At 69.6% G+C, this 22,526-nt stretch carries 22 protein-coding genes; 17 read left to right on the top strand and 5 right to left on the bottom strand.

Features of this window, described 5'->3' with window-relative positions:
• Nucleotides 1-12: 12 nt before the first annotated feature.
• The gene (locus tag HMF7854_RS01880; RefSeq protein ID WP_126717554.1) at nucleotides 13-1,029 is read right to left on the bottom strand and encodes a LacI family DNA-binding transcriptional regulator; all 1,017 of its coding nucleotides are present in this window, start codon (nucleotides 1,027-1,029) and stop codon (nucleotides 13-15) included.
• Nucleotides 1,030-1,172: 143 nt separating this feature from the next.
• Between HMF7854_RS01880 and HMF7854_RS01875 the strand changes: the two genes are divergently transcribed.
• The 3 genes from HMF7854_RS01875 (at nucleotide 1,173) to HMF7854_RS01865 (ending at nucleotide 4,578) form a co-directional block, all read left to right on the top strand.
• Nucleotides 1,173-1,943 (top strand): endonuclease/exonuclease/phosphatase family protein, encoded by a 771-nt coding sequence (locus tag HMF7854_RS01875; protein WP_126717553.1) that lies wholly within the window; start codon nucleotides 1,173-1,175, stop codon nucleotides 1,941-1,943.
• A gap of 155 nt (nucleotides 1,944-2,098) precedes the next feature.
• Nucleotides 2,099-3,466, top strand: a complete 1,368-nt coding sequence (locus tag HMF7854_RS01870) for a glycosyl transferase family protein (protein ID WP_126717552.1) — start codon at nucleotides 2,099-2,101, stop codon at nucleotides 3,464-3,466.
• The gene (locus HMF7854_RS01865; RefSeq protein WP_126717551.1) at nucleotides 3,463-4,578 is read left to right on the top strand and encodes a hypothetical protein; all 1,116 of its coding nucleotides are present in this window, start codon (nucleotides 3,463-3,465) and stop codon (nucleotides 4,576-4,578) included. Before HMF7854_RS01870 ends, HMF7854_RS01865 begins: the two co-directional genes overlap by 4 nt.
• Nucleotides 4,579-4,596: 18 nt before the next feature.
• Here the strand turns inward: HMF7854_RS01865 and HMF7854_RS01860 are convergent, their stop codons facing one another.
• The 4 genes from HMF7854_RS01860 to HMF7854_RS15960 all read right to left on the bottom strand — a co-directional run bounded on the left by HMF7854_RS01860 (nucleotide 4,597) and on the right by HMF7854_RS15960 (nucleotide 9,532).
• The gene (locus HMF7854_RS01860; protein ID WP_126717550.1) at nucleotides 4,597-6,285 is read right to left on the bottom strand and encodes an ATP-binding protein; all 1,689 of its coding nucleotides are present in this window, start codon (nucleotides 6,283-6,285) and stop codon (nucleotides 4,597-4,599) included.
• A gap of 87 nt (nucleotides 6,286-6,372) precedes the next feature.
• The gene (locus HMF7854_RS15970; RefSeq protein ID WP_126717549.1) at nucleotides 6,373-7,140 is read right to left on the bottom strand and encodes a TIGR02186 family protein; all 768 of its coding nucleotides are present in this window, start codon (nucleotides 7,138-7,140) and stop codon (nucleotides 6,373-6,375) included.
• On the bottom strand, nucleotides 7,137-8,048 hold the full coding sequence (locus tag HMF7854_RS15965; RefSeq protein WP_126717548.1) for a sulfite exporter TauE/SafE family protein: 912 nt from the start codon (nucleotides 8,046-8,048) through the stop codon (nucleotides 7,137-7,139). The genes HMF7854_RS15970 and HMF7854_RS15965 overlap by 4 nt, the downstream gene beginning before the upstream one ends.
• A gap of 62 nt (nucleotides 8,049-8,110) precedes the next feature.
• Nucleotides 8,111-9,532, bottom strand: coding sequence for a M23 family metallopeptidase (locus HMF7854_RS15960; protein WP_126717547.1), 1,422 nt, complete (start codon nucleotides 9,530-9,532; stop codon nucleotides 8,111-8,113).
• Between the two features lie 122 nt (nucleotides 9,533-9,654).
• Between HMF7854_RS15960 and HMF7854_RS01840 the strand changes: the two genes are divergently transcribed.
• From HMF7854_RS01840 to HMF7854_RS01775, 14 genes are all read left to right on the top strand, one after another.
• Nucleotides 9,655-12,150, top strand: a complete 2,496-nt coding sequence (locus HMF7854_RS01840; RefSeq protein WP_126717546.1) for a helicase-related protein — start codon at nucleotides 9,655-9,657, stop codon at nucleotides 12,148-12,150.
• Nucleotide 12,151: 1 nt separating this feature from the next.
• On the top strand, nucleotides 12,152-12,421 hold the full coding sequence (locus tag HMF7854_RS01835; RefSeq protein WP_126717545.1) for an RNA-binding S4 domain-containing protein: 270 nt from the start codon (nucleotides 12,152-12,154) through the stop codon (nucleotides 12,419-12,421).
• A 30-nt stretch (nucleotides 12,422-12,451) separates the two neighbouring features.
• Nucleotides 12,452-12,790: a ferredoxin FdxA gene (gene fdxA, locus HMF7854_RS01830; RefSeq protein WP_126717544.1), complete on the top strand. Its 339-nt coding sequence runs from the start codon at nucleotides 12,452-12,454 to the stop codon at nucleotides 12,788-12,790.
• A gap of 96 nt (nucleotides 12,791-12,886) precedes the next feature.
• On the top strand, nucleotides 12,887-13,726 hold the full coding sequence (locus HMF7854_RS01825; RefSeq protein ID WP_126717543.1) for a MipA/OmpV family protein: 840 nt from the start codon (nucleotides 12,887-12,889) through the stop codon (nucleotides 13,724-13,726).
• Between the two features lie 60 nt (nucleotides 13,727-13,786).
• Nucleotides 13,787-14,785: a phosphatase PAP2 family protein gene (locus tag HMF7854_RS01820; RefSeq protein ID WP_126717542.1), complete on the top strand. Its 999-nt coding sequence runs from the start codon at nucleotides 13,787-13,789 to the stop codon at nucleotides 14,783-14,785.
• Nucleotides 14,786-14,790: 5 nt separating this feature from the next.
• The gene (locus HMF7854_RS01815; protein ID WP_126717541.1) at nucleotides 14,791-15,390 is read left to right on the top strand and encodes a methyltransferase family protein; all 600 of its coding nucleotides are present in this window, start codon (nucleotides 14,791-14,793) and stop codon (nucleotides 15,388-15,390) included.
• A 107-nt stretch (nucleotides 15,391-15,497) separates the two neighbouring features.
• Nucleotides 15,498-16,271, top strand: coding sequence for a DUF2569 domain-containing protein (locus HMF7854_RS01810; protein ID WP_126717540.1), 774 nt, complete (start codon nucleotides 15,498-15,500; stop codon nucleotides 16,269-16,271).
• A 396-nt stretch (nucleotides 16,272-16,667) separates the two neighbouring features.
• A complete protein-coding gene (locus HMF7854_RS01805) occupies nucleotides 16,668-16,877 on the top strand; it encodes a Flp family type IVb pilin (RefSeq protein WP_126717539.1) in 210 nt (69 codons plus the stop codon).
• Between the two features lie 123 nt (nucleotides 16,878-17,000).
• The gene (cpaB, locus tag HMF7854_RS01800) at nucleotides 17,001-17,927 is read left to right on the top strand and encodes a Flp pilus assembly protein CpaB (RefSeq protein WP_126717538.1); all 927 of its coding nucleotides are present in this window, start codon (nucleotides 17,001-17,003) and stop codon (nucleotides 17,925-17,927) included.
• On the top strand, nucleotides 17,917-19,446 hold the full coding sequence (locus tag HMF7854_RS01795) for a type II and III secretion system protein family protein (RefSeq protein WP_239016794.1): 1,530 nt from the start codon (nucleotides 17,917-17,919) through the stop codon (nucleotides 19,444-19,446). Before cpaB ends, HMF7854_RS01795 begins: the two co-directional genes overlap by 11 nt.
• Entirely contained in the window at nucleotides 19,436-19,717 is a 282-nt protein-coding gene (locus HMF7854_RS01790) for a hypothetical protein (RefSeq protein ID WP_126717537.1), read from the top strand. The genes HMF7854_RS01795 and HMF7854_RS01790 overlap by 11 nt, the downstream gene beginning before the upstream one ends.
• A gap of 11 nt (nucleotides 19,718-19,728) precedes the next feature.
• The gene (locus tag HMF7854_RS01785) at nucleotides 19,729-21,354 is read left to right on the top strand and encodes a pilus assembly protein TadG-related protein (protein ID WP_126717536.1); all 1,626 of its coding nucleotides are present in this window, start codon (nucleotides 19,729-19,731) and stop codon (nucleotides 21,352-21,354) included.
• On the top strand, nucleotides 21,351-21,905 hold the full coding sequence (locus tag HMF7854_RS01780) for a TadE/TadG family type IV pilus assembly protein (RefSeq protein WP_126717535.1): 555 nt from the start codon (nucleotides 21,351-21,353) through the stop codon (nucleotides 21,903-21,905). Before HMF7854_RS01785 ends, HMF7854_RS01780 begins: the two co-directional genes overlap by 4 nt.
• Nucleotides 21,902-22,525, top strand: coding sequence for a TadE/TadG family type IV pilus assembly protein (locus HMF7854_RS01775; RefSeq protein ID WP_126717534.1), 624 nt, complete (start codon nucleotides 21,902-21,904; stop codon nucleotides 22,523-22,525). The genes HMF7854_RS01780 and HMF7854_RS01775 overlap by 4 nt, the downstream gene beginning before the upstream one ends.
• The last annotated feature ends 1 nt before the right edge of the window (nucleotide 22,526 follow it).

Raw genomic sequence — 22,526 nt, 5'->3', positions numbered from 1 at the left:
CCGGGAGCGTCGTCAGGCGCTCCCGCAACTCTCTCGCACCGCCAGTCGATAGTCGACCTCGGCTCCGGCTTCGCCCGACAGGAGCCGCTCGACCAGCGCGGTGCCGGCGCTCTCCAAGTCCTGCTTGATGGTCGTCAGCGAGGGGGTGACGTGGAGCGTCGACTGAATGCCGTCGAAGCCCACCACCGCGACGTCCTGCGGAACGGCGATGCCACGCTCGCGCAGCGCCCGGAGCGCGCCGAAAGCAATGAGGTCGCTGGCCGCGAACAGCGCGTCGAAGCGCCGGCCGGCATCGAGCAGCTGGAGCACCCCGCGATAGCCCTGCTCCTCGCGCGACAGGCCGTCTCCGATGTCGCTCTCGATCGTCGGCAGCCCGGCCGCGGCGAGCGCGTCGGCATAGCCCTGGCGGCGGTCGCGGAACGCCTTCTGCCGATCCCAGCCCGGCCCGACGAAGGCGATGGCGCGGCGCCCGGCGGCGAGCAGATGCTCCGCCGCACAGCGACCGCCTCCACGATTGTCGCATCGGACGGTCGGCAGAACATCGTCGGGCGCCCCCCAGCAGACCAGCCGCTCGCCGGCCTGGTGCGCCTGGCGGACCCGCGCCCAGGCTGCGGTCTGGCGGGCGCTGCCGATCACGATCATGCCGTCGGCCTCGCGCGAACGGGCGAAGTCGAGTCGGACGTCGGCGAGGTCGGTCTGGACCGCGACCAGTGCGTTGAGGCCCTTGCGTGCGGCGGCAGCGCTGACCGCGCCGACCAGCGCATAGAGGAAGAGGTTGACCGAGTTGGGCTCGACATCGTCCCCGCCGAGCAGCAGCACCGCGATAGCGCCGCTGGTCCGCGTCCTGAGCCGCGCCGCACGCTGATCAGGGCGATAGTCGAGCTCGCGCGCGACCGCGGCAATGCGCTCGCGGGTCGGCAGCGGGATCGAGCTGTCGCCGCGCAGCGCGCGCGACACGGTGGACTGCGACACGCCAGCCCGCGCCGCGACGTCGAACGACGTGGGCCGGTTCCGCTCCTCCTTCTGCATCGCTTCGCCAACTCTCCTCGGGCGTGGGTCTACTGCGTCCGACGGCGGACTGGAACCGGGCTCCGCATTGCGGCAGAGAGAAGCGGTGAGAAGCAGGCGACCAGCGGCGGAACAGCCATCCGGGCTGCGGGGTTAGCGGACAGGTGAGTTCCCCGTCGACCATTACCGTCGCTTCCTTCAACATCCGCAAGGCCATCGGCACCGACCGGCGCCGCGATCCGCAGCGCATCCTCGACGTGCTGAACGAGGTCGGCGCCGACATCGTCGCGCTGCAGGAGGCCGACAAGCGGTTCGGCGGACGCGGCTCGGCGCTGCCGCACGAGCTGATCGACACCCACGGACTCTACCGCCCGGTTCCGTTCGGCGTGAAGAACCGTCGCATGCTCGACGGCATGCCCGGTTCCGAGCAGCTCGACCGCTTCCTGAAGCTCGATACACGCAACATCGGCTGGCACGGCAATGCGCTGCTGGTCCGCCCGCACGTCCAGCTGATGGACTGTTCGGCGCTCGAACTGCCCACGCTGGAGCCACGCGGAGCGGTGCTGGCCGAATTCCTCGTCCATGATCAGCCGGTCCGCGTGATCGGCATGCACCTCGACCTGTCCGGCCTGTGGCGGCGGCGGCAGATGCGCGCGATCATGGACCGCATCGCCGAGCGGCAGCAGCCGATGCCGACAGTCCTGATGGGCGATACCAACGAATGGCGCTCGTCCGGCGGCTGCCTTCACGAGCTCGGCGACCAGTACCGGCTGGCTCCGACGGGACCGAGCTTTCACGCCCGCCGTCCGGTCGCCGCGCTCGACAAGATCATCGTCGGGCGCGAGCTCCGGATCGACGCTGCCGGGGTCCATCACAGCGAGGCTGCGCGGCGCGCCAGCGACCACCTTCCCGTCTGGGCTCGCCTCTCGCTCTGACCCAGAACGGGACGGGACCGATCCGTCACCTTGTCAGCTCGTTCCGTTTCTGACATGAACTCATCCGCTCGGGATGAAATGGCTTTCGGGGGGAAGCTATGCTGATCGTTCCGGGTTCCTGTTCAGGACGGCGGACGAGCGACGGGCGCTGACCCGTGGCTGCGTCGCTGCTGCTGCCGCGGATAGCCGCGGAACTGGCGCTGTTCGCCGGCTCCGGCTTCCTGCTCTTCGCGCTCGACGACCTTGCGGTCGACCTCGTCTATTTCGCGCGCCGCTTCTGGCGCTCGGCGACCGTCTACCGCCGCCACCCCCGCATGGACGCGCGACGCCTCCCGGCGGCCGAGCGCAGCGGCTGGATCGCGGTGTTCGTTCCGGCCTGGGACGAGGCGGCGGTGATCGGCCCCATGCTCCGCTCGGCGCTCGCGCGCTTCGAGCATCCGGATTACCGGATCCTGGTCGGCTACTATCGCAACGACGAGCCCACCGCGCGCGCGATCGCCGCGATCGGTGACCCGCGCCTGCGCCCCGTGCGGGTCGAGGTCGACGGGCCGACCACCAAGGGCGACTGCCTTAACCGTCTTTACGCGGCGCTGGGCGAGATGGAGCAGGCGGAGAAGCGCTGCGCCAAGCTGGTGGTGCTCCACGACGCCGAGGATGTCGTCCATCCGGCCGAGCTGATGGTGTTCGACCGGCTGATCGAAAAGGCGTCGATCATCCAGCTGCCGGTACTCCCGCTACTCGACCGTTGGAGTCCCTGGGTCGGCGGCCATTACTGCGACGAGTTCGCCGAGGCACATGGCAAGGAGATGGTCGTCCGCGAGGCGGTCGGAGCCTCGATCCCGCTCGCCGGGGTCGGCTGCGCCGTCGCCCGTGACACGCTGGGCCGACTCGCCGCGCTCCACGGCGGCAAACCCTTTCCCGCCGGGAGCATGACCGAGGATTATGAGCTGGGCCTGCGGGTCGGCACGCTCGGCGAGCGGACGATGTTCGTCCGGCTCCCGACCGCTCATGGCGAACCCGGCAATGTCTGCAGCCGCGGTCATTTCCCCGGGACGGTCGAGCAGGCGGTCCGGCAGAAGGCGCGGTGGATCGGCGGTATAGCGTTCGCCGGCTGGGACCGGCTGGGCTGGCACGGCGGGCTCGGCGAGCGATGGATGCGGATGCGCGATCGCCGCGGGCCGCTCGCCGCGCTGTTGCTGATGGCCGGCTATCTCGCCGCGCTTCTTTACGCCCAGATCGGGACCGCCGTGGCGCTCGGGGCACCGTCGCCGCCACCGCCGTCGCCCGGCCTGCTCCTGCTCCTGTCGATCAACGCCGGGCTGCTGGCGTGGCGGGTGCTGATGCGGTTCGGCTTCACCACTGCCGCCTATGGGCTCGACCAGGGCCTGCTCGCGATCCCCCGCATGCTGGTCGGCAACTTCATCGCGATCCTCAGCTCGCGGCGGGCGCTCACCCAATATCTCCAGGGTGGCCCGAAGCGCTGGGACAAGACCGCCCACATCTTTCCGGAGCTGACGTCATGAACGCACCCGTCCGGTTCCTACTCGTGACGGTCGGCGGCTGGGCCGCCTATCGGGCGATCTCTTACGCCGTCGGCTCGGCCCCATTGGCAAGCGTCCCGCTGCCGCCCCCACCGACCACGCCCCTTGCCGAACTGGCCCCCGCCCCGGTGGCCGCCTCCACGGCTGTTCCCGCGCCGCCGATCCCTGCCGCGATGCCGGCGCCGGTCCCACCGACCGCTTATGCCGCGGCCATGCCGGGAGCCTATTATTACCCGGCGGTCGCCATCAGCCGACCGGTGGCGCAGCCCGCCTCGGGGCCGCTGCTGCCGGCACGCTGGAGCGCCGCCGCGTTACTGTCGGACGCGCCGGTGCCGCAGTCGGAGGCATTCCCGTTCGCAAGGACGATCCCGACCACGCGAACCGATGCGGGCGTGCTGGCCGCAGCCGCCGCGGCGGCGGCGTCACCGTCGCCGCTGCAGAGCGCACCGGCGCTGCCGGCCCGCGGGTACGATCGCTGGTCGCTCTCCGCCTGGGGCCTGTTCCGCCAGCAGTCGACCGCAGCGCCGAGCCTCGCCGCAGGCGGGACGCTCGGCGGCAGTCAGGCCGGCGCCCGCCTGGCGTACCAGGTCCGGCGTGGGCTGAGCGTCACGGCGCGCTTCTCCGCGCCCGGTGACCAGACCGGCCTCGCGGGCGAGGGCGCAGTCGGAATCGCCTACCAGCCGTTCCGCTCGATCCCGGTCCGGCTCCTCGCCGAGCGGCGCCAGCGCCTCGGCCGGCTCAGCACGGGGCGCAATGCGTGGGCGCTTCTGGCGGAAGGGGGAGTCTACGACCACCCCATGCCCTACGGTACTCGGCTCAACGCCTATGTGCAGGGCGGGGTGGTCGGCGCGCGGCGGCGCGACCTGTTCGTCGACGGCGGCGCCACCCTGACCCACCCCTTCCGCGAGCGGTTCGCGGTCGGCGCGGGCGCCTGGGGCGGCACTCAGCCAGGGCTGTCCCGGCTCGACGTCGGTCCCCGCGTCTCGATGCGCTGGCGGCGCAACATCGCGATCCATGTCGACTATCGCTACCGGCTGCTCGGCAAGGCCGCGCCGGGGAGCGGGCCCGCTGTGACGATCGGCGCCGACTTCTAGGTCAGGCGTCGGTTCCGGTCACTTGCCATGGCCGCGCCAGCGCTTGATCGTCCGATTGATGATCTCCTGTTCGCCGCCGGTCTCGCGCCACAGCGCGGCGAAGCTCGGGTCGGCCGAGGCGGGCCGCTTCTCGGGCTCGAGGTCGTCGAAGCGGACCCGGATCGGGATGGCGACGCCTTCGCCGCAGGCGATGCATTCGCGGTTGCGCAAGGCCGGGATCGCGTCGAGGAAGCCGCGCGCGCCCTCCGGCATCGCCGCCCGGACGCAGGCCTGGTCGCGGTCGTTGTTGAGGCGCATCGAGATGATCGTGCCGCACTGCGACAGCACGCCTTCGGCCAGGTCGGACGGGCGCTGCGTGATCAGCCCCAGCGACACGCCATATTTGCGGCCTTCCTTGGCGATCCGCTCGAGGATCTTGCGGACCGCCTGGCCATTGGCGTTCTCGTCCTTGGGGACATAGCGGTGCGCTTCCTCGCAGACGAGGAGGATCGGTCGCTGCGCCTCGGTGCGCGACCAGATGGCATAGTCGAACACCATTCGTGCGAGCACCGAGACGACCACGCTGGTGATGTCGCTCGGCACGCCGGAGACGTCGACGATCGAGATCGGACGGCCGTTGGCGGGCAGCCGGAACAGCTTGGCGAGAAAGCTCCCCATCGAATCCGACACCATCATGCCCGAGAACATGAAGGTGTAGCGCGGATCGGCGCGGAGCTCGTCGAGCTTGGTCTTGAGCCGCTGGAAGGGGGTGGTGTCGCCCGCGCGGTCGAGCTTGCCCATCTCGTTGACGAGGATCGAGCTCAGGTCGGTGAGGAGGTACGGGATCGGGCTGTCGACCGTGACCTTGCCATATTGCTCGGCCGCCTTGGTCTTCATCCGCGCGGCGAGCAGGCACTTGGCAAGGATGTCGGCGTCGCGCTGCCGCTCCGCACCGTCGGTGGTGAGGAAGACCTCGCAATGCTCCTCGAAGTTCATCAGCCAGTAGGGCAGCGCGAGATTGTCGACGTTGAACAGCTCGCCGCAGCCCTTGAACGCCGCCGAATATTCACCGTGCGGGTCGATCATCACGATGTGGCCCTCGGGCGAGAGCTGCGACACGCGGTGGAGGATCAGCGCGACCGAGGTCGACTTGCCGGTGCCGGTCGAGCCGAGGATCGCGAAATGCTTGGACAGCATCGGATCGACGTAGAGCGCGCCGCGAATGTCGTCGGTCGGGTAGACGGTGCCGATCTCGATATGTGGGCTGTCGTCCGCGGCGAACACCGCCCGGAGGTCCTCGGTGGTCACCGGCTGCACTGCCGCGCCAGGGATTGGATAGCGGGTGACGCCGCGGCGGAAGTTGGACATGCCGCCCTGGAGGTTCTGCTGGCCTTCACCGAGGAAGTCGATCGCGGCGAGCACGGTGCCGTCCTGGCCCGAACGGAGGGTGCGGACGTTGGCGATCAGCCAGGCCGAGCCGACCAGCATCTTCACCTGGCTGCCGACCTGGCCCGACATCGCGACCGACGGATCGCGATGGCTCTGCAGCGCGTGAAGCCGAGCGGGGTCGAGCGTGATCTGCGAGCCGGAGCCGGCGATCTCGAGCACCCGGCCGAGAGTCCCCAGATCCTCTGCCGACGAGCTGACCGGCCCGCCGGCGTTGCTTTCCTCCTCGCTGTAGTTGTTCAGCTCGTCGAGGAACTGCTTCAGGCTCACTTCGTCGGTCATGCAAACCCCGCCAAGGCTCAAACTGGGTGAGGGTGACCTAGGCCCGATGTGGTTAAGATTTGCCTTCGCGGAGAGTGGCGGGCGGGGCTAGCCGCCGCGGCGGCGGAAGACCTCGGCTGCCGCCCATCCCAGCCCGAGCGAGAGCAGCACCGCGGCCAGTCCGTAGAAGAAGCTGTGGCGCCGGGCAGCGAGCGCGACGTTGCGCTCGAACCCCGACTTGTTGATGGCGATGTCGCGCGTCGCCGCGGCGGTCACCTTGCCGTCGGCGATCAGGAAGGTCTCGGCGGTGTAGGTGCCGACCGGCACCTGGCTGGGGATGGTGATCCGCGCCCGGTACAATACCCCTTCGCTGATCTCCACGCCGTGCGGATCCTGGTTGTACAGCCCCTGCCGGCTGCGCAGCTCGAGCAGCCCGGCTTCGAACCTCTTCTCCTTGTCGGGCAGCGCGCCGCCGCTCGGCGAAAGCTGGAGATAGTTGAGCCCCAGTTCGTAGATCGCGGCGGTCAGCGGATCGACCAGCTCGCCGATCGGCCGCGACGAGGCGACCGCGTAGAAGCTGGGAGCGGAGCTGAAGCGGTTGCTGTCGGCGTTCATCCAGATGCCGGCGATCTTCTGCTTTTCTCGGACGAGGATCGGCTGCACCGGCCCGCGCAGCACCACGACCACGTCGGCGGGCTGCCGCGGGATCCGTCCGCCGGGATAGAGGATCGCCCCGAACAGCAGCAGCTGGGCGCCGTTGAAGCTGTAGCGGATCTGGACCGAGCGGGCGCTGATGTCCGGCACCAGCCGCGGCTTGTCGGCGCCCGCCAGCAGCGGCGCGAGCAGCAGCAGCGCAAGCAGCCGTCTAGGCTTCACAAGGCGTCGATCGTGTAGATCTCGTCGGGGCGCCAGGCGAGCCCGATTGCCATCCGCAGCGCGACGAGAAGGATGATGACCGACAGGATGAGGCGCAGCAGGTCGGGCTTGAGCCGAAGCGTCAGCCGGGCGCCATATTGCGCGCCGATCACGCCCCCGACCAGCAGCAGCCCGGCCAGCACGATGTCGACGCTGTGGTTCGTCACCGACTGGATGAGGGTGGTCGCGGCGCTGACCGCCAGGATCATCAGCAGGCTGGTCCCGATCACGACCCGCGCGGTCATGCCGAGCACGTAGATCATCGCGGGAACGAGGATAAAGCCGCCGCCCACCCCGAGCAGGACGGTGAGAATCCCCGCGGCGAAACCCAGCGCCATCGGCGCGAGCGGCGAGATGTAGAGCCCCGACGCATAGAAGCGCCACCGCAGCGGGAGCGAGGCGACCCAGCGGTTGTGCCGCCGGCGCGGGCTCGGCGGCTGCGGCTTGGTCCGCCAGCCCAGCGCCTCGATGCTTTCCTTCAGCATCAGCCCGCCGATCGAACCGAGCAGCAGCACGTAAAGGATCCCGATCACCGTATCGATCTGTCCGCTGCGCGCGAGGAGGCGGAAGATGGCGGCGCCGGCGATCGAGCCCGCGAAGCCGCCGGCGATCATCACCAGGCCCATCCGCACGTCGATTCCGCCGCGGCGCCAGTGCGCGAGCGCGCCGGACACGCTCGCACCGGTGATCTGGGTCGTGGCGGAACCCACCGCCACGGCGGGCGGGATGCCGTAGAAGATGAGCAGCGGGGTCGTCAGGAAGCCGCCGCCGACCCCGAACATGCCGCTCAGCAGCCCGACCAGCCCGCCGAGGACGACGATGAAGAGCGCATTGACCGACTGGCCGGCGATCGGAAGATAGATGTCCATGCCCCGGCCGAGGTCTAGCGGGTCGGGCGGTCAGGGCAAGCGGACTGCGCCGAAGCGTGCGCTCACGGAGCGGTCGGCAGGGCGAGCAATTGCGCCAGTCGCGCCTTGAAGGCGGCGAGCGAGGATCCTTCGAGCCTCGACCGGCTGACGAAGCGGATGCGCAGCGGGTCGATTGCCGTCCCGCCCTCGTACACCTCATAGTGGAGGTGCGGACCCGTCGACAGGCCGGTCGTCCCGACATAGCCGATCAGCTGGCCCTGCCGCACGGCCATCCCCGGCGCGACGACCATCCGGCTCATGTGCGAATAGCTGGTCTCGATGTTGCCGCCGTGGGCGAGGCGGACCTGGTTTCCGTATCCGCCGGCCCAGCCCGCGCGCTCGACCTGGCCGTCTGCCGCGGCGACGATCGGGGTTCCGCTGCGGGCGCCGAAGTCGATCCCCTTGTGCATGCGCGAGTAGTGCAGGAGCGGGTGGAAGCGCATCCCGAAGTTGGAGGTGATCGGCGCGTCGACCGGCCAAGCCATCCCGCTCCGCCGCTCGCCGACGCCCGAGGCCTCGAGCCATTGCTCGCTGCCGCCCTCGCGCCAGCGAAGCAGCTGCAGCGGCGGCCCCAGCGCGGGCCGCAGCCCGGCATAGACCAGCGCCCCGGCCTCGCTCTCGCCGGTAGCCGCGCGGCGGTTGGCGTAGACAAGGTCGAACCGGTCGTCCGGCCCGATCGCGCCGACGTCGACCTGGGTAGCCAGCGCCTTCAGATAGTCGGCGGCGAGCTGGGCGCTCACGCCGGCCGCGCGGAGCGACCAGTAGAGCCCGTCCCCGGCGCGGCCGCTGATCCGAACGGGGGAGGCATCGACCGCGATGGCCGAACGGCGCAGCACCAGCCGATCCTTGTCGCGGACGACGGCAAGCTGCGCGTCGAGCCCGGCGCGGAGGCTCAGCAGCTCGATCGACCGCACGGTCCCGCTGCTGGCTCCAAGCAGGAGGCGGAGGGCGGTTCCCGCTGCGAGCGGTCGTCCGGCGGCGGCCTCGATGAGGTGTGCGGCCGATGCCGAGTCACCCGCCGTCGCGCCGGAACGTTCGAGCGCCGACGCCAGCCGTTCCCCGGGACCGAGCATCGCGTAGACCTCGATCCGGGTGCGCTCGGGCGCATCGGTCAGCGTTGTCACTGCGCCCGTCTCGGCCATCGGCAGGCCGGTCCGCGAACCGTTGGCGGCCGGGCTGATGCCGGTTGCCGCCATCTGCTCCCAGGTGGCGGGGGTGAGTGGGGCGGGGCGGCCGCCGGGCAGCGGCTCGAGACCCGGAGCCAGCGCCAGGGCGGCGATGCACAGGCTCGCGAGCGTGGCAAGGCCCCGCCACCAGCGCGGGCTGAAGAGATCGTCGGCGAGGTCGACCAGCAGCGCGCCCTGTTCGCGGTCCAGCGGCAGGCGGGGCCGAAATCCGGTCAGGCCACGCGCTGCGGCCGGCTCGAGGCGGGCGAACTGGTTCATCGCCGCCGTCTCGCAAGCTTTGGTTAAAAGCCGTTTAAGGTCCCGGAATCATTCACCCTGTCGCGTGCCGGAACCAAGCTTTTCGGCTTGCGCTTTCCGGTATGATGCCCACACTCGGGTCCATGAGCGTCAACAGCGACGCGCCCGTCCGGGCGATCCTGGGTCCGACCAACACCGGCAAGACCCACCTCGCCATCGAGCGGATGGTGGCCCATTCGAGCGGGGTCATCGGCTTCCCGCTCCGCCTGCTCGCCCGCGAGGTCTACGACCGCGTCGTCGCGATGAAGGGCGAGAAGAGCGTCGCTTTGCTGACCGGCGAAGAGCGGATCGCGCCGCCGACCGCGCGCTACTGGCTGTGCACCGTCGAATCGATGCCGGTGGACAGGGAGTTCGCCTTCTGCGCGATCGACGAGGCGCAGCTCGGGACGGATCCCGAGCGCGGCCATGTCTTCACCGACCGGCTGCTCCGCGCCCGGGGCCGCGAGGAGACGCTGATACTCGGGTCGGACACGCTGCGGCCGATGGTCCGCCAGCTGGTGCCCGGGGCCGAGGTGATCAGCCGGCCGCGCTTCTCGACCCTTCGCTACGGCGGGTCGTGCAAGCTCTCGCGCCTTCCGCCGCGCAGCGCGGTCGTCGCCTTCTCGGCCGAGCAGGTCTACGCGCTGGCCGAGATGCTGCGCCGCTTCAAGGGCGGCGCGGCGGTGGTGATGGGGGCGCTCTCCCCAGCGACCCGCAACGCCCAGGTCGCGATGTTCCAGCGCGGCGAGGTCGACTATCTTGTCGCCACCGACGCGGTCGGCATGGGGCTCAACATGGACGTCAGCCATGTCGCCTTCGCCGGGCTCGACAAGTTCGACGGGCGCCGCGACCGCCGGCTGACCATCCCCGAGATGGCGCAGATCGCCGGTCGCGCCGGTCGCCACCAGCGTGACGGGACGTTCGGCACGCTGGGGCTGGGCGGGGAGAGCGGGCCGGCCTTTACCGAGGAGGAGATCCTCGCGATCGAGGAGCATCGCTTCCGCCCGATCGACCATCTCTACTGGCGCAACCCGAACCTCGATTTCGCCGATGTGCGCGCGCTGATCGCCAGCCTCGAGCAGAAGAGCGCCGACCCGCTGCTCCGCCAGGCCCCGCTGTCGATCGACCTCGCTGTGCTCAAGGCGCTCGCCGAAGACCCCTCGATTGCCGCGCGCAAGGGGCTGCAGGCGAAGCGGCTGTGGGCGGCCTGCGGCCTGCCCGACTTCCGCAAGGTCGGCCCGATGCACCATGCCCGAATGGTCCGCCGCGTCTATTCCTACATCGGCGAGGGCGGCCACATCGCGCAGGACTGGTTCGCCGCCGAGGTCAACCGGCTCGACAATGTACAGGGCGACATCGAGGCGCTCGCCGACCGGCTCGCGGGCATCCGCAGCTGGGCCTACATCGCCCATCGCGCCGACTGGCTGGCCGATCCGGCTCGCGGCGCCGAGCGCACCCGGCAGGTCGAAGCGCGGCTCAGCGACGCGCTCCACGAGCGGCTGACCCAGCGCTTCGTCGACCGCCGCACCGCGGTGCTGGTCCGCGACATCGGCGCTCGCGGCGCCGACGCGCTGCCGGTGACGGTCGCCGCCGACGGCGAGGTCAGCGTCGGACCCGAGCCGATCGGCCATCTCACCGGGTTCGAGTTCCGGGTCGATCCCGCCGCCCGGCTTGCCGAGAAGCGGGTGCTGCTCGCGGCGGCCGAGCGGCGGCTGGGGGACGAGCTCGATCGCCGCGCCGCCACGCTGATCGACGCCCCCGACACGAGCTTCGCCCTCCGCGCCGAGCCTGGCGACGGCGTGGCGGTGACGTGGGAAGGACATGTCCTCGCCCGGCTGTCGCCCGGCCGTTCGCTGGCCGAGCCGGCGTTGAGGACCGTGCGCGCGCTCGACCGGCTGAGCGCCCCGCGCCGAGCCGCGCTCCGGTCGCGGCTGGAGCGCTGGGTCGAGGCGCAGGTCGCCCGCCATCTCCAGCCGCTGCTGGCGCTCGCCGCGGCCGCCAACGACAAGGGAAGCCCGCCCGCCGTCCGGGCGCTCACCGCGATGCTCGGCGACTCCGGCGGAGTCGCCCCGCGCAAGCTGATGATCGAGACGATCGGGCAGCTCAGCAAGGACGACCGCGCGCGGCTCTACCGGCTGCGGATTCGTCTCGGCGCGCTCGACCTGTTCGTTCCCGCGCTCCTAAAGCCGGAGGCGCAGCGGTGGCGGGCGGCGCTGGCGGCCGTTCGGGCCGGCGAGCCCATGCCAATCCTCCCGCCGCCCGGCGCTGCGACCCTGCCGCCGGATGCCGATGCCCGCGGCGCGCGCCTCGCTTATCGCCGCCTCGGCGCCCACTGGCTGCGGATCGACCTCGCCGACCGGGTCGCCACCCACGCCTACGAGGTCCGCCAGAGGGGCGGCGATGCCGAGCCGGTTGACCGCGACTTCGTCACTTCGCTGGGTCTACCCGCCGAGGCGCTGGCGCGGCTCCTGGCGGAGATCGGCCTCAGCGAGAGCGACGGCGAGTGGCGCTGGCGCAAGCCCCGCCACCAGCGCCAGAAGCCGGTCGCCGCGCCGCGCCCCGGCAACGCCTTCGCGGCGCTCGCCGGGCTGAAGCGTTGACTTGCGGATCGACCGCTTCCTTCATTGCATCCGACTGGTGAAGAGCCGCACGCTCGCGCAAGCCGTCATTGAGCAGGGGCGCACCCGCCTCGACGGCCGCCGGGTCGAGAAGCCCAGCGAGGAGGTGCGGGTCGGCAGCGTCATCGCGCTCCCGCTGAACGGGCGGATCCGCGTGCTTCGGGTGCTGGCGCTGCCCGAACGGCGCGGCCCGGCGAGCGAGGCGCAGCTGTGCTATGAGGAGATCGTTGACGCCGCAGGCGCCGCGACTTAGCCACGCGCCAACAAGGGAGCTTCTTCTGCCATGACCTATGTCGTCACCGACGCCTGCATCCGCTGCAAATATATGGATTGCGTCGAGGTCTGCCCCGTCGACTGCTTCTACGAGGGCGACAACATGCTCGTCATCAACCCGAACGAGTGCATCGACTGCGGCGTGTGCGAGCCGGAATGCCCGGCCGAGGCGATCCTGCCCGATACCGAGAGCGGGCTCGAGCAGTGGCTGGAGCTGAACTCGACCTTCTCGGCGCAGTGGCCGAACATCACCCGCAAGAAGGACAGCCCCGCCGACGCCGACGAGCACAAGGGCGAAGAGGGCAAGTACGACAAATATTTTTCGGCCGATCCCGGCGCGGGAGACTGAGCCGGGCTGGGGAGTTGGAGCCCCGCACAGTGCCGTAACAAGCGGCCGCAATGGCGTTCGCCCCGACGCGGGGCGGGAACAGGGGAGTTCTCTTCGATGCGCATGATCTTCGCGGCGCTGGCGACCGCGCTGCTGGCAGGTACGCCCGCCTGGGCCCAGAGCGAGAGCAAACCGCTCCCGGATCCGTTCGACAATCGCGACACGCTGACCATCGGGGCCGCCGCTGCCTTCCTTCCCGACTATGAAGGGTCGGACGACTACCGCTTCATCCCGGCGCCGGTGATCCGCGGCCGGGTCAGCGGGCACAGCTTCTACAGCAAGGGCAGCTACGTCTACTTCGACCTGGTCCCGCGGACCCCGGGCAAGTTCAGCTTCAACGCCGGCCCGATCGCCGGGGTCCGCTTCAATCGCCGCTCCAAGATCCACGACCCGGTCGTCGACCTCCTGCCCCGCCGCAAGACCGCGATCGAGCTCGGCGCCTTCGCCGGGGTGAGCCTCAGCGGGCTGACCAACCCCTACGACAGCCTGGGCGTCCATGTGGACGTCGTCCACGACGTCGCCGGGGCCCATCGCTCGACCGTGATCACTCCATCGGTCGACTTCGCGACGCCGCTCAGCCGCCACACCTATGTCAGCCTCTCGGCGTCGGCGGACTTCGTCGGCGACCGTTATGCGCGCTATTATTACAGCATCAGCCCGGCCGAGGCGGTGGCCAGCGGCCTGCCGGCCTTCGATGCCTCGGGCGGCTACAAGAACTGGAAGCTGTCGCTGATCGCCAACCAGTCGCTGACAGGCGACCTCCTGCACGGGCTATCGCTGTTCGGCACCGGCAGCTACGCGCGCCTCCAGAACGACTTCCGCCGCTCGCCCATCGTCAACCAGCGGGGCAGCCCGACCCAGTGGCTTGGCGCGGTCGGGCTCGCCTACACCTGGTAGGTCGAAGCGGGCCGTAAAAGCCCGGTTTTCCGACGTTAAAATTTCGGATATTCTGCCGCCATGCGGGGGCAGTTTCGATCGGATGCGGCATGGTTGGTCGTGGTCGCGGGCTGCCTGCTCGTGCTCAGCCTGTTCTGGACGACCCTCTACTGGCAGGGTGCGGCTGCGACCCCGCTGCTGACGTCGAACCTGACGATCACCGCGCTGGGCCTGCCGCCGACGATCACCGGCTGGCTGCTGCTCACCTGCTGGCGCATCCGTCACGACGACTCGCCCGCGCGCGGCTTCATCCAGCGCAGCTTCGCGGCGGTCCCGCGGCTGACCATTCTCGCGCTCGGGCTGCTGCTGGTTTCGACCTGCGCCGGCCTGTTCGGCGCGATCAAGTTCGGCATGCCGTTCGCGGTCGGCTTCTGGGCCGACCAGCCGATCGCGGACTTCGAGCGCCTGCTGCTCGGGCATGACCCGGCGCACCTGCTCAAGCCCGTGTTCGACGATTTCGTGGTGCCGATCGAGGCCTGCTACTACAGCTGGCTGCCGCTGCAGCTGCTGCTCCTCTACATTCTCTTCGCGCTGCCGCCGTCCCGCTTCCGCGCGCAGGCGATCAGCGCCTATTTTCTTGGCTTCACCCTGCTCGGCACCTTCGTCGCCTATGTGCTGCCGTCCGTCGGGCCGATCTTCTACGATCGGCTCACCGGGGTAGCCCGCTTCGACCCGGAAATCCTGGTGCCGACCCGCACCGGCTATGTCGCCGATTATCTGTGGGATCATTATTCGGCGCGGGCGATGGAGCTCGGCGGTGGGATCTCGGCGTTCCCCTCGCTCCACGTCGCGATCGCGCTCTGGTTCGTGCTGGTGCTCCGGCGGACGATCCTCGTCGTTCCCGCGTTCCTCTATTTCGCGATCATCTGCATCGGCTCGGTGCTGCTCGGCTGGCATTATGTCAGCGACGGCGCCGCATCGATCGTCGGCATGGCGCTGATCTGGCGGTTGTCGGGTCAGCTCGCGGCTGCGCTGGAGCCGCGCGAGATCCGCCCTGCTTCGACGGTCAGGACGGCGTGATCTCGATGGAGCGCCTTCTCGATGTCTGCGAGAAGCTGTTCCTCGTCCTGCTCGCGGCGCCTTTCCTCGTCGCCTTCTACAAGGCGCTTCCGTTTGAACCGCAGCTTGTGCTGCTGGCGCTGTCGGAAACCCTGGCCGTCTTCTTCATCCTCATCCATCGCCGCGGCGTCGTCCGCCAGCGCCCTTCCGCCTGGATCCTTGGCCTGCTCGGGACCGCGCTTCCGCTGCTGGTCCGTCCCGACCCCTCGGCGACGATGATCGCTCCGCCGGCGGTCGGCACGGCTTTGATGATGGCGGGGCTGTTGCTGACGATCGCCGCCAAGCTGTTCCTGAATCGAAGCTTCGGGATCGTCGCCGCCAACCGCGGTATCAAGCGGGCTGGGCCCTACCGTCTCGTTCGCCACCCGATGTACCTCGGCTATGTCGTTGGCGAGATCGGCTTCCTGCTGACCAGCTTCTCCCTCCTCACCCTCGGCCTCTATCTGCTCGCCTGGGGGCTGCAGGTCGGGCGCATCCTCCAGGAGGAGCAGCTGCTCCGCGAGGATCCGGACTATCGCCGTTATGCCGGCCGCGTCCGGTGGCGGCTCGTGCCCGGCCTGTTCTGACCGGCGCGCGCCGGAACCGAAGGGCCCGCCGTGACATTTACGTGATCGAAACGGGCGATGGATAATGCGGTGGGCCGTCCGGAACTGCGATAGGAACGGCCTCGCCCATGCTCGTGCAACTCCGCCAACGTCTCCAGGTCCGATCGACGGCCATGCTGGCCACCATCGAGGGCGGGCTTGATCGCCTCGTCATCGGCTGGCTGCTGCTGGCGGGTCTCGCCTGCGCGCTCCGGCTGGCGACCAGTCCGATCCCGCACGGCCTCGTCCCGCCCTCGTCGATCTCGCCCTATCTTCTGCTGACGGTCATGCCGGCCGCCTCGATGCTGCTCGCGCTTCGCTGGTTCCGCGACGGCGACCGTCTCGAGCAGCCCGCCTTCCGCCTCGCCCGGGTTGGCCGCTGGACCGCGCTCTCCCGAACCGAGGCTCGGCGCCACCCGCTGTATGGCCCGAGCGGGGTCATGGTGTCGCTGCTCGTCGGCATGTTGCTGAACGTCCCGGTCCGAGCGCTCGAGTTCCTGGCGGCGAGCCCCGCGCTGACGGAGCCGGTCCCCGGTTGGCTTTCGACCCTGCACTTCCTGATGAGCCTCGATGCCGTCCTGCTCACCAGCCTCTACGCGGTCGCGTTCGTGGCGGCTCTACGGGGCGTTCCCCTCTTTCCGCGACTGCTGGTTGCGGTGTGGTGCGTCGATCTCGCGATGCAGCTGGTGGTTGCGGATGGCGTGATGGCTTCGGGCCGGGTGCCGGCCGACGTCGCCGCCGCGCTGCAGGGCCTGCTAGAAGGCAACATCAAGAAAGTGCTGATCAGCGCTGCGCTCTGGCTGCCCTACCTGCTGCTGTCCCGGCGAGTGAACGTCACCTACCGGCACCGCGTCCTTGCTTGAGCCGCGACTCGGCAGCTCCCGGCAGACATCCGTTACGGCTCCGTGCCGATAGCGGCTTTCCGCGACACTGAATCGCTTGTCAGCAGCGCGTATTTTTGTCCCATTGGCAGACATTCGGAAGAAACTTAGCGTCCGTATCTGCCTGCCGAAAAATTAATGAGTCCAAGAATTTACCGGTTTCTCGCCGAAAATGGTTCTTAACGACCGTTAAAATACCATGCTTGACAGCAAATTAAGTTTGCGACCCCCTGTCGGCATCCGGGCGGTGGGACCGCACGGAGCGGGGCTCGGGCACACCACTGGAAATGCCGTCAAGCCACGTCTCCGTGTGGGGGACATCCCGAAGCTCTGGACCAAGGCGCCACCTGGCGTCGAATTGAGCAAGGGGACTTAACAATGAAGACGCTTTTCAATCTGCTTCGTGATGAATCCGGCGCGTCGGCTGCCGAGTATGCGCTGATCCTCGCGATCGTCGGCTCGGCCATTGCGGTCGCAGCTCTCACGCTCGGCGGTGCGATTTCGAACCGCATGAACTCGGCCGCGGACTGCATCAATGCGCCGGGTACCGCGAGCAACCCGAACGCTGCCTGTTCCACGGCTTCGTAATCTCTGATGCACTGTCCGCTTCCGGCTCGCTCGGGAGCGGACAGTGCTTTTGACCGGCCATCAGCGGCAAACTGTTGTGTAGGCGTAACGAAACGGAGTATGTAGCGGGCGGGGGGTTTTGCGATGCTGAGACGTCAGTCACTCTTGGCCTTGGGGGTTGCCGTGGTTCTCGGCCTCGTCGCCGTTTACCTTGCCAACACCTTCATCGCCGCCAGTGCCAGGCAGAGCGCGAGCGCGCCGCTGGGCACCGCCAAGGTCGCCGTTGCCGGCGTTCCGCTCGACTATGGATCGCCGGTCACGCCGGACAAGGTCCGCTTCGTCGACTTTCCTACCGCCAGCATCCCGCCCGGAAGCTTCGCGACCGCGGCGTCGCTGATGCCCGGCGGCAAGGCCCGGGTCGCGCTTCGGCCGATGGCGATCAACGAGCCGATCCTCGCTTCCAAGGTGTCCGGCCAGGGCCAGGGCGCCTCGCTCGCCGCGCTGCTGCCGGACGGCAAGCGCGCCGCAGCGGTCCGCATCAACGACGTCTCCGGGGTCGCCGGCTTCGTCCAGCCCAACGACAGCGTCGACGTGCTGATCACCCGCCAGAACCAGGGGGTGACCGCCCAGCAGGTCACCGACGTGCTGCTCCAGAACGTTCGGGTGATCGCGATCGACCAGACCGCCAAGGACGACAATGGCCAACCCAAGGTCGGCCGCACGGCCACGCTGGAGGTCACCCCGGTCGATGCGCAGAAGCTCGCGCTGGGCGAGCAGGTCGGCGGGCTCAGCCTCGTCCTGCGCAAGCCCGGCGCCGACCAGGACATTCCCGGCGTCCAGACGGTCAGCCTCGCTGATCTCCGCTACGGGCTCTACGGGCCGCCGGCGCAGGCGCGGGCGATCGCCCGCCCGCTCCGTCCGCGCCCCGCTGCCGCGCCGCGCCGGACGGTGGTGATCCGCCCCGCCGCCGCCCCGCGCGAGGCGCCGACCCCGATCCAGACCGGGTCCAACGTCCAGGTCTACCGGGGCACCACGGGCACTCAGTATCAGGTGGGGGACTATGAACGCTAAGCGATTGCTGGCGGCGGCGCTCGGGGGAGCGCTGGTCGCCGTCACTCCGGCCGTTCCGGCCACGGCCCAGCTCGCGGCGATCAGCACGGCCGAGGGCGTCCACGCCGGCGAGCTCGCCGTCCCGATCAACAAGAGCCAGGTGCTGCGCTCGGATCGGCCCTACGCGAAGGCGCTGATCGGCAACCCCGACGTCGCCGACGTGCTGCCGCTGACCAACCAGTCGCTCTACGTGCTCGGCAAGAAGGTCGGGACGACGAGCCTGACCCTCTACGACGGGCGCAACAGCCTGATCGCGGTGGTCGACGTCGCGGTCGGGCCCGACGTCACCAGCCTCAAGCGCCAGCTGAGCGAACTGATGCCGGGCGACCGGGTCGGCGCGCGCATGTCGAACGACAGCATCGTCCTCGAGGGCGTCGTCTCCAGCGCGCCCGCCGCCGACCGCGCGATGCAGGTCGCCGAGACCTATGCCCCGGGCAAGGTCATCAACCTGCTCCAGATCGGCTCGGCCCAGCAGGTCATGCTCGAGGTCCGCTTCTCCGAGGTCAAGCGCTCGGCCCTGAAGCAGATCGGCGCCGGCTTCTTCGTCCGCTCCGACGGCGGCGCGCTCAACGGCGCCATCGGCGGTGGCGCCAGCCTGACTCCCGGGGCCGACGGCACCGGAGTGATCAAGCTCGGCTCGATCGCCGACAGCTTCGGCATCTTCACCCGCACCTTCCGCGCCTTCGGTGCCAACTTCGAGGGCATCCTCGACGCGCTCGAGCGCAAGGGCGCGATCACCACGCTCGCCGAGCCGACCCTGGTCGCGCTCTCGGGCGAGACCGCGAGCTTCCTTGCCGGTGGCGAATTCCCGATTCCGGTCGCGCAGGGCAATGGCGGGACGGGGACCGGGACCGGCAACAGCGCCGCGATCAGCGTCGAGTTCAAGCCGTTCGGCGTCGGCCTCGCCTTCACCCCGACCGTGCTCGCCGACGGGGTCATCAACCTCGTCGTCGCGCCGGAGGTGAGTTCGATCGATCCGTCGGCGTCGATCACCATCAACGGGCTGACCATCCCCGGGCTGCAGACCCGCCGCGCCAAGACGACGGTAGAGCTGCGCGACGGCGAGAGCTTCGCCATGGCGGGCCTGCTGCGGAAGGATTTCCAGAGCACGATCCGGCAATTCCCGCTGCTCGGCTCGATCCCGATTATCGGCACGCTGTTCCGCTCTACCGGGTTCCAGAGGAACGACACCGAGCTGGTGATCATCGTCACCCCGCGGCTGGTCCGACCGGTGCCGGCGATGGCGATGAAGGTGCCCACCGATCGCGCCAGCCCGCCCAACGAAGCGGACCTGTTCCTGCTCGGCCGCACCGACAACGGGGTCCGCACCGTCCCCGACCTGCCGAGCGGACGCGGCGGTTCCCTCGGCGAGCCCGCGCCGCCGGCCCCGCCCGCGAGGATCCCGGTCCCGGCGGCTGGCGGAACGGCGCAGAAGACCGCTCCGGCGGGCCTGGAGAAGGACTATGGCCATGTTCTCTGATCCGCGGCGGCGCTCGGCGCTCGTTGCCGGCCTGCTCCTCGCGACGGCCGGCTGCACGCCGGTCGACCCGGGGCTCGGCGACGCCGTCAAGTACGACCAGCTCGTACAGACCATCAACCCGGATCCGCGCTACCCGGCGGGCGGCGCGCAGCCCGGCGACAGTGGCGCTCACGGCGCCAAGGCGGTCCGCGACTATCGGACTGGTCAGGTCAAGCAGCTCGAAGTCCAGTCGACATCCAGCGGCAGCAGCTCCGGCGGTGGCCCGAGGTAGGGACGTGAACGGTGAAAAGCTCGGTTCGAAGGTTCGCGGATAGCAGCAGCGGAGCGGTCGCGCCGACTGTCGCCCTGTCGCTGTTTGCGCTGATCGCCGCCGGCGGCATCGCCTTTGACTATGCGCGGCTCGCCGCCATGGACACCGAGCTGCAGCAGGCCGCGGACCATGCCGCGCTGGCCGCGGCGACCCAGCTCGACAAGCAGTCGGGCGCGATCCTCCGCGCCACCGCCGCCGCGCAGGCGCTGATCCGCAACGAAACCCGGTTCGGGATCTCCGACGCGACCAGCGGCACCCGGGTGACCGTTCCCGAAGTCGTCTTCTGCAGCGCCTTCAACGACGCCACCGCCGACGAGGCGAGCGCCTGCACGACGACGACCTCGGACAGCAGCGCGCGCTACGTCATCGTCAAGGTCGGGCAGCGCGCCGCCCGCTACGCCCTCACGCCCATCGTCGGCCTGCTCGCCTCGGGCAACGTCGGCGCGCACGCGGTGGCGGGGCTCAGCTCGGCGATCTGCAAGGAACCGCCGGTGATGATGTGCAACCCGGCCGCCTCGTCGAGCGCGTTCGATGTCGACAGCTATATCGGCAAGGGCATCCGGCTGATCGCGACCGGCGGCGGGGGCAGCTACGCGCCCGGCGACTTCGGCTTCCTCGACGTCGGCGCCGGAGCGAGCGACCTCGCCAAGCTGATGGGCTATGGCAGCAGCAATTTCGAATGCGTCGACGTGACCCAGCCGTCCACCGAGCCCGGCTCGCTGTCGTCGGTCATCAACGAATTCAACACCCGCTTCGACATCTTCGAGAGCGGCGACAGCATCAACTGCTACTCAGGCAGCAAGTGCCCGCCGTCGATCAACAGCCGCAAGGACCTGGTGCTCAAGTCGGGGTCGGACCCGACTAAGCTGGGCGACTGCGGGCTGGTCACCGGCGGGGGCACCAAGGGCTGGACCGTCTCGAATACGCCCTACCGGCCGACCAGCGCCACCATCGCGACCTACAGCGCGACGCCGGACGCGATGGGTTACCCGCGCGACAAGTGCCACGCGATCGACAATCTCGGCAACTGCTCGGGCGGCCGGATCGGTTCCGGCGACTGGGACATCAATGCCTATTGGCGCGTGAACCACCAGTCGAGCATCGCCACGGGCGGCCTCTATCCCACCACCTTCAACGCCGCGGTGATGGCCGCCGCCCCGCTGCCGGCGACCGTGACCCGCTCCTACCCGACCCGCTACCAGGTCTATAAGTGGGAGACCGCCAATCGCGCGGCGCAACTCCCCACCGCGGGACGCGCCGTAACCGGGGTCGGCACCGACTATGGACAGCCGGTCTGCCGGAGCGGTTCCATCCCGGCCTCCACGACCGCGGACCGGCGGGTGCTGCCCGTCGCCGTCGTGAACTGCTCGGGCCTTTCGGGCAAGAAGCCGGTCAATCCCATCGACTGGATCGACGTCTTCCTGATCGAGCCGTCCACCGACCGCTCGGTGACGACCGGCAGCGGCAAGAGCAAGGTGACGACCGACTATACCAAGAAAGGCGACATCTATGTCGAGGTGATCGGGCGGACCTCGACCGGGACGGGCGGCACGGCCAGCCAGTTCGTCCGCCGTGACAAGGCCTATCTGATCCGATGAGCCGGCTTCACCATCACCGTCTCTGGCGGGACCGGAGCGCCGCGGCCGCGGCCGAGATGGCGCTCGCGGTGCCGCTGCTGCTGATCATCATGGGCGGCAGCTTCGAGCTCGGCAACTATTTCCATGACGAGCACATACTCGCCGAGGGACTGCGCGACGCCGGCCGCTTCGTTGCGCGCCAGTCGATCACCAACTTCACCAGCTGCACCGGGACCTTGGCCTCCGGCACGACCGTCTACGACCGGGCCAGGCTGCTCGCCAGCAAGGGAACGCTGGCGAGCACGGCCGCCGACCGTCTGCCTAACTGGTCGAGCGTAACCGACAGCTGTTCGCCCCTGCCCGCTGCCGGCTGCTTCCAGCTCGCGCTGAGCTGTTCGACCACGGCGTCCGGGCAGACGATGAGCGGCGTCTACAAGGGCGTGAGCGGAGGCGCCCCGGTGGTGAGGCTCGAGGCGAGCCTCCCCTATCGCCCGGTGATCGGCGCCTATGGCTTTTCGGGATGGGGGCAGAAGCTCCACGCCACCGAAGAGGTTGCGGTGGTGGGGCTATGATCCGCCTTCTCCGGGACCAGCGCGGCGGAAGCGCGGCCGAGTTCGCGCTGCTGACGCCGCTGCTGCTCACCCTGCTGTTCGGTATCATCGACGCCGGTCGGCTCGCCTGGCTCTACAACCAGGCGGAGAAGGCGGCGCAGGCGGGCGCACGGGTGGCGGTCGTCACCACCCTCATTCCAAGCAACCTCGCGAGCTTCAAATATGTCGGCCAGACGGTCAACGGGGTCACCTACACGCAGGGTGATCCGCTCCAGCCCTCAGCGCTGGGCACCATCACCTGCGCCCAGCCCGCCGCGACGCTAAGCTGCAGCTGCACGCCCACGGCCGCCTGCCCGGTCAGCATGTCGACGGTCAGCGCCGCCGGCTTCAACGCCGTGGTCAGCCGGGTCACCGCGATGCTGCCGCAGGCCGGCGCGGCCAACGTCACCGTCCAATATGAGGGCTCCGGGCTCGGCTACGCCGGCGACCCGTCGGGCATGGACATCAGCCCGCTGGTCACCGTCAGGGTCAGCGGCCTGCAGTTCCAGCCGCTGAGCGGATATATGCTGCTGTCGGTCACCGTGCCGGCTCTCTCCTCCACCCTGAGCGCCGAGGACAGCCTCGGCGCCTATTCGAACTAGG

It is taken from the genome of Sphingomonas ginkgonis (assembly GCF_003970925.1).
Taxonomy (GTDB): Bacteria; Pseudomonadota; Alphaproteobacteria; order Sphingomonadales; family Sphingomonadaceae; genus Sphingomicrobium; species Sphingomicrobium ginkgonis.
The sequence above is the reverse complement of the archived record's forward strand: the minus strand, read 5'-3'. Positions and strand labels throughout refer to the sequence as shown.

Bases quoted from the DNA above. Each gene is read 5' to 3' on its own strand.
- HMF7854_RS01880 (WP_126717554.1), bottom strand. From the start codon at position 1,029: ATGCAGAAGGAGGAGCGGAACCGGCCCACGTCGTTCGACGTCGCGGCG.
- HMF7854_RS01865 (WP_126717551.1), top strand. From the start codon at position 3,463: ATGAACGCACCCGTCCGGTTCCTACTCGTGACGGTCGGCGGCTGGGCC.
- HMF7854_RS01860 (WP_126717550.1), bottom strand. From the start codon at position 6,285: ATGACCGACGAAGTGAGCCTGAAGCAGTTCCTCGACGAGCTGAACAAC.
- HMF7854_RS15965 (WP_126717548.1), bottom strand. From the start codon at position 8,048: ATGGACATCTATCTTCCGATCGCCGGCCAGTCGGTCAATGCGCTCTTC.
- HMF7854_RS15960 (WP_126717547.1), bottom strand. From the start codon at position 9,532: ATGAACCAGTTCGCCCGCCTCGAGCCGGCCGCAGCGCGTGGCCTGACC.
- HMF7854_RS01840 (WP_126717546.1), top strand. From the start codon at position 9,655: ATGAGCGTCAACAGCGACGCGCCCGTCCGGGCGATCCTGGGTCCGACC.
- fdxA (WP_126717544.1), top strand. From the start codon at position 12,452: ATGACCTATGTCGTCACCGACGCCTGCATCCGCTGCAAATATATGGAT.
- HMF7854_RS01825 (WP_126717543.1), top strand. From the start codon at position 12,887: ATGCGCATGATCTTCGCGGCGCTGGCGACCGCGCTGCTGGCAGGTACG.
- HMF7854_RS01820 (WP_126717542.1), top strand. From the start codon at position 13,787: ATGCGGGGGCAGTTTCGATCGGATGCGGCATGGTTGGTCGTGGTCGCG.
- HMF7854_RS01815 (WP_126717541.1), top strand. From the start codon at position 14,791: ATGGAGCGCCTTCTCGATGTCTGCGAGAAGCTGTTCCTCGTCCTGCTC.
- HMF7854_RS01810 (WP_126717540.1), top strand. From the start codon at position 15,498: ATGCTCGTGCAACTCCGCCAACGTCTCCAGGTCCGATCGACGGCCATG.
- HMF7854_RS01805 (WP_126717539.1), top strand. From the start codon at position 16,668: ATGAAGACGCTTTTCAATCTGCTTCGTGATGAATCCGGCGCGTCGGCT.
- cpaB (WP_126717538.1), top strand. From the start codon at position 17,001: ATGCTGAGACGTCAGTCACTCTTGGCCTTGGGGGTTGCCGTGGTTCTC.
- HMF7854_RS01795 (WP_239016794.1), top strand. From the start codon at position 17,917: ATGAACGCTAAGCGATTGCTGGCGGCGGCGCTCGGGGGAGCGCTGGTC.
- HMF7854_RS01790 (WP_126717537.1), top strand. From the start codon at position 19,436: ATGTTCTCTGATCCGCGGCGGCGCTCGGCGCTCGTTGCCGGCCTGCTC.
- HMF7854_RS01780 (WP_126717535.1), top strand. From the start codon at position 21,351: ATGAGCCGGCTTCACCATCACCGTCTCTGGCGGGACCGGAGCGCCGCG.
- HMF7854_RS01775 (WP_126717534.1), top strand. From the start codon at position 21,902: ATGATCCGCCTTCTCCGGGACCAGCGCGGCGGAAGCGCGGCCGAGTTC.